Origin of the sequence: Sharpea azabuensis DSM 18934 (genome assembly GCF_000702165.1) — a bacterium.
GTDB lineage: Bacteria > Bacillota_I > Bacilli_A > Erysipelotrichales > Coprobacillaceae > Sharpea > Sharpea azabuensis.
This window is the reverse complement of the sequence record NZ_JNKU01000082.1, coordinates 1-3,128: the sequence shown is the minus strand read 5'-3', so window position 1 is coordinate 3,128 and position 3,128 is coordinate 1. Positions and strand designations below refer to the sequence as shown.

Below are 3,128 nucleotides of genomic sequence, written 5' to 3'. Positions count from 1 at the left end.
AGGTGGAAACTTAAATATCAAACTTCTTAAATAGAACCGTCAGGTTCTTAGAAGCCACCTACCTTTAGGTGGGTGGTAGTTCACGTTTAGAATTAGTATGTTGTTTAAAAAGGTATTTATCACTTCATCATTGTGAATAACAAGCATTGCCTATCGCTATTTCATTTCAGAATAATCTCTTTTTAATATACATGCACCATTTTCAACAATAACATAACAAGCACAACACCAATCACCGGTTTAACAACCTTACTTCCCTTACTCATCATCATACCAGAACCTAAATAATTACCAGCCATATTACATAACGCCGCAAATAGTCCTAAACCAATTATCACTTGACCATTGAATAAATAAACAGTTAAAGCTGAAATATTGGTTGTAAGATTAATGGCTTTTACTTGACCGTTGGCATGCTTGATAGCCATACGGCCAAAGATAGTGAGAATGATCAAAAGAAATGTGCCTGTTCCTGGACCATAAAATCCATCATAAATACCAACGGTGAATGCGGCAAGCAGGGATACAAGCATTGTTCTTCTTGTTATCTTGAAAGAATGATGATGATCATGGAAGAGGTTTTTGTTGAAGACGAAAAAGGCAGTGATGGGCAGGATGGGAATCATAATCTTTTCGAGAATGTCATTGTTGGTCATTAGAGCGAGATGGGCACCGATTGTAGAACCGATAATGGCCAAGAAGACTGAAGGTAAGGCGAGTTTCATATGAATCAGTCCATTCTTGATAAAGCGGACTGTTGAAAGAGCTGTTCCGCAGGTTGATGACATCTTGTTGGTGGCAATGGCATTATGGGCAGGCAATCCCACCATCATATAGACAGGCAAAGAAATGAGTCCTCCGCCTCCAGCTATCGCATCGACAAAACCAGCTATAAAGACTGCTGTTCCAACAATGATATAAGTCAGAAAATGAATTGGCATAATGTGTTCTCCTTTGATGGACTCATTATACACAAATAGATGTAAAAGAAAAGAACTGGTTGAACCAGCTCTTGGTTAATATCTTAAAAAGTAGAAAAGTAAGAAGATGTAGGAAATCATGAATCCGAGTGATGATACTGTTGCATTAAAGCCAGAATACAGCATTACGAAGTAAAGAGAAACAAGAATAAGAAAATCTATAAATAACTGGGTTCTTTTTGTCAACATACATCCCACCTCTTTTCTAGATTTATTTTATAGCGTTTATTTTTCTAAAAAATGCATGGTGGGTTAAAGAATATGTTAAGAAAAATAAAAAAAGTTAAGGAATTGTAAAGACAGGTGCAAATACATCACGTATTGAAAAGATTTGTGCTAGAATATGGGAAAGGAGAGGAATGTATGGCTGAATATATTGATATCTATAATGACCAAAAGGAATTAACAGGAGAAAAGTTAGAGCGTAAGACAAAATTAAAAGAAGGGCAGTACATGTTGTATGTCTTAGCCCTAATTGAGAATAAAGGAAAGTATTTGATTACGAGAAGAACACTGGATAAGAAGTGGGCAGCTGGTCAATGGGAAATTCCTGGCGGTGGTGTAAGTGCCGGCGAAACAAGTATGCAGGCATTACAAAGAGAAGTGTCTGAAGAAACAGGACTTGATATCAGTTTGGCGCAAAATGATTTGATTTATTCTTATAAGAATATTGATTTTAAGCGTGGGGATAATTATTTTGTCGATATGTATCTCATTCATGCCAAGTTCGATATAGAAGATGTGCATATTCAGGAAGATGAAGTCTTAGAATGGAAAATGGCAAGCTTAGAAGAAATTGGTGAGCTTGAAAAGAGTGATGGCTTCTTGCATTATGCCCGTATTATGCAGGCACTTCATCAATAAGTATTTTCATGGCTTTTTGGATATCTATTGGACGAAGGCCATATCTTGCATCAACAAGAACAAGATGCTTGCTTAGCTCATTATTATAATCACTAAAATCATCATCATCGAGAATGACATAATGTTGGACCTTATGGTTATGAAGATAATCGATAATGCCTTGTCCGCGATGAACCATATCATCCTTAGTCATGTCATCAAGATGAAGATGACAGCTTTCTAAAGCAAGCTTACATTCTTTAAGAGCAGTTGGGACAAACTTCCAGTTTGAAATTAAGATAATCTTTGCCTGTGTTTGATCAATCAGCTTTTTTAGCATTATTAAGTTGGCTGAATGAATACGGCGTTTATTGGAAGGATGTTCATTATAGGTATTCAAAACTCCATCAATATCAAGAAATATATACATGATCCTCACCTCATTATTATGATAACATGAAATTTTAGGAGGACATATTTATGTGGGTATTATTTGCATTTTTATCAGCAATCTTTGCAGCATTAACTTCAATTTTAGCTAAGGTTGGTATTGAAGGCGTCAATTCCAATCTTGCCACAGCGATTCGTACAGTTGTTGTGGTGGTTATGGCTTGGGGGATGGTCTTTTTAACACATGCCCAATCAGGCCTAAGCAGTATTGGGACAAAGAGCTGGGTTTTCCTGATTTTATCAGGACTAGCTACAGGTGCTTCATGGCTTTGCTACTACAGAGCGTTACAAATTGGACAAGCAAGTAAAGTTGTTCCTATTGATAAGTTAAGTGTCATTATTACACTAGTCTTAGCCTTTGTTTTCTTACATGAAGACTTTACAATGAAATCTCTTATTGGCTGTATTCTTATTGGTGCAGGCACACTCTTTATGGCTATATAGTAGTAAAAATGTATGAAAAAGTTAGCCTAATTTGATTTAAGACAAAGACGAAAAGTTATTAAATGAATAAGCAGGTGTTCATGACTTCGTGGTAGAAGAGAAGAGCACCTGTTTTTTAAATGTGATAAATATATTGGTAATACTCTTATTGATTTGCTGAGTGAGAAATCGTTGGAATTTTGTGAATGAGCGGATAGATAATATAAATGAAATTTTGATAAATTGATTTATGCTGATGGTAAAACTCTTTAGAGAGAATAGTCTTCTCGCTAAAGTGTGTGAGAACTGAGCTGGTAAATAAAGAGAAAAGAGGTGGAAGTTTGATATGATCCCTGTCAAGTAGACAGAGAAAATATCCAAAACAACTACCAAGCAAGGTCAATTAGATTTGGCCTTGTTTTTTATTGTTGT

5 protein-coding genes are annotated in these 3,128 nt (G+C 35.8%); 2 read left to right on the top strand and 3 right to left on the bottom strand.

Features of this window, described 5'->3' with window-relative positions; genetic code table 11:
• Positions 1–182: 182 nt before the first annotated feature.
• A complete protein-coding gene (locus T529_RS0111510; RefSeq protein ID WP_033163754.1) occupies positions 183–941 on the bottom strand; it encodes a sulfite exporter TauE/SafE family protein in 759 nt (252 codons plus the stop codon).
• 75 nt (positions 942–1,016) lie between these two features.
• Positions 1,017–1,169: a hypothetical protein gene (locus T529_RS13235; protein ID WP_156032259.1), complete on the bottom strand. Its 153-nt coding sequence runs from the start codon at positions 1,167–1,169 to the stop codon at positions 1,017–1,019.
• 174 nt (positions 1,170–1,343) lie between these two features.
• On the opposite strand from T529_RS13235, the gene T529_RS0111505 reads away from it, so the two are divergent.
• Positions 1,344–1,844, top strand: a complete 501-nt coding sequence (locus T529_RS0111505) for an NUDIX hydrolase (protein WP_033163753.1) — start codon at positions 1,344–1,346, stop codon at positions 1,842–1,844.
• Here T529_RS0111505 and T529_RS0111500 read toward each other — a convergent pair.
• The gene (locus tag T529_RS0111500) at positions 1,822–2,253 is read right to left on the bottom strand and encodes an HAD domain-containing protein (protein WP_033163752.1); all 432 of its coding nucleotides are present in this window, start codon (positions 2,251–2,253) and stop codon (positions 1,822–1,824) included. The two genes, T529_RS0111505 and T529_RS0111500, sit on opposite strands and share 23 nt — an antisense overlap.
• A 50-nt stretch (positions 2,254–2,303) precedes the next feature.
• On the opposite strand from T529_RS0111500, the gene T529_RS0111495 reads away from it, so the two are divergent.
• On the top strand, positions 2,304–2,717 hold the full coding sequence (locus tag T529_RS0111495) for an EamA family transporter (RefSeq protein ID WP_033163751.1): 414 nt from the start codon (positions 2,304–2,306) through the stop codon (positions 2,715–2,717).
• Positions 2,718–3,128: the final 411 nt, after the last annotated feature.